Source organism: Vibrio sp. 970 (assembly GCF_033339075.1).
On record NZ_JAWOTW010000133.1, the window covers coordinates 1 to 914 of the forward strand.

Annotated in this window: 1 protein-coding gene; it reads right to left on the reverse strand. The window is 50.2% G+C overall.

Annotation, left to right across the window (positions count from 1 at the left end; all coding sequences use genetic code 11):
- Positions 1-194 precede the first annotated feature (194 nt).
- The coding region (gene cysE / locus R7Q11_RS25225; RefSeq protein ID WP_225466886.1) for a serine O-acetyltransferase at positions 195-914 on the reverse strand (720 nt) is incomplete at its 5' end.

Here is a 914-nt window from a genome sequence, read left to right on the forward strand (position 1 = left end):
GGTTAGCGCCTTCTTTTGGCGATTGATTTCGCTGGAAACGCCTTTGAGCTCTTGCTGACTAGCGGCGAAAGAAGAGAGGGGATAGGTGGCAGATAAAGCACAAGTTAATAAAATAGCCGAGCGGAGCACTGGGTGATTTTGTTTTCGCACTTGAGAGTTACCTACCACATTATTTTCAAAGGATCAGAAGACGGTTAAATGCCATCTCCATGGATAAAGCTTTGTGATTTACCGTTAAAGCCTTGGTCCATATCGAGAGACGGTTTGTCTGTTTTTGGTCGACCGACGATTTTCGCGGGTACGCCCGCCACGGTCGTGTGCGGTGGCACCGCTTGCAATACTACGGAGCAAGAGCCGATTTTCGCCCCTTCGCCCACTTCGATATTACCAAGAATTTTGGCACCTGCACCAATCATCACGCCTTCACGGATTTTCGGGTGACGATCGCCGCACTCTTTACCTGTACCACCTAGGGTGACGTCTTGCAGGATCGACACATCGTTATCAACCACTGCTGTTTCACCAATCACGATGCCCGTCGCATGGTCGAGCATGATGCCGCTACCAATACGTGCTGCTGGGTGAATGTCTACCTGACACGCCACAGAAATTTGGTTTTGCAAATACGTCGCGAGGGCATGACGGCCTTGTTTCCACAACCAGTTAGCCACGCGATAGCCTTGCAGCGCGTGGTAACCTTTCAAATACAATAATGGCATTGAGTACATGGAAACAGCAGGGTCGCGGTTGACCGTCGCACAAATGTCACACGCAGCAAAATCCGTGATGGTAGGGTCTGCGGCAAATGCCTCTTCGACCACTTCACGAACGGCCATTGCTGGCATCGACGCCGTGTTTAATTTGTTGGCCAAAATGTAACTCAGTGCCGCACACAAACTTTCATGCTTGATGAT